This is a genomic window from Collinsella sp. AM24-1 (assembly GCF_003470325.1).
Classification (GTDB): Bacteria; Actinomycetota; Coriobacteriia; order Coriobacteriales; family Coriobacteriaceae; genus Collinsella.
The window spans coordinates 1-1003 of sequence record NZ_QRHM01000063.1; the positions used below are offsets into that span (position 1 = coordinate 1).

Here is a 1003-nt window from a genome sequence, read left to right on the forward strand (position 1 = left end):
TGAGTCCTGAGGCTGTTGCAATGAAGATGAGAATCAAGGAATTTAAAAGAAACCGATACCGTTTACGAAATTGGAACAGGTAAAGGGCATTTAACGACGAAACTGGCTAAAATAAGTAAACAGGTAACGTCTATTGAATTAGACAGTCATCTATTCAACTTATCGTCAGAAAAATTAAAACAGAACATTCGTGTCACTTTAATTCACCAAGATATTCTACAGTTTCAATTCCCTAACAAACAGAGGTATAAAATTGTTGGGAATATTCCTTACCATTTAAGCACACAAATTATTAAAAAAGTGGTTTTTGAAAGCCATGCGTCTGACATCTATCTGATTGTTGAAGAAGGATTCTACAAGCGTACCTTGGATATTCACCGAACACTAGGGTTGCTCTTGCACACTCAAGTCTCGATTCAGCAATTGCTTAAGCTGCCAGCGGAATGCTTTCATCCTAAACCAAAAGTAAACAGTGTCTTAATAAAACTTACCCGCCATACCACAGATGTTCCAGATAAATATTGGAAGCTATATACGTACTTTGTTTCAAAATGGGTCAATCGAGAATATCGTCAACTGTTTACTAAAAATCAGTTTCATCAAGCAATGAAACACGCCAAAGTAAACAATTTAAGTACCGTTACTTATGAGCAAGTATTGTCTATTTTTAATAGTTATCTATTATTTAACGGGAGGAAATAATTCTATGAGTCGCTTTTGTAAATTTGGAAAGTTACACGTTACTAAAGGGAATGTAGATAAATTATTAGGTATACTACTGACAGCTTCCAAGGAGCTAAAGCGCTCGGGACCCCATTAAGTATTTTTAAAAGCATGGTCGCAAGTTTCACTAGCAGCCATGCTTTTATTGAATCATTGTAGGACATTTTAAAGATAATTGCCCACTTTAAAATTAAACATGTGCTTAGAATCGTTCTAGGCAACACCAATAACAATCACTAATGGTTGATTTTCAATCTCAACGCAACAGCCTGAACGGGCC

Annotated in this window: 1 pseudogene; it reads left to right on the top strand. The window is 35.7% G+C overall.

The annotated features are described in order from the left end of the window. Positions 1-39 precede the first annotated feature (39 nt). Positions 40-702 (top strand): annotated as a pseudogene (gene erm / locus DW661_RS10050) (23S ribosomal RNA methyltransferase Erm); the annotation flags it as partial. Between the last annotated feature and the right edge of the window lie 301 nt (positions 703-1003).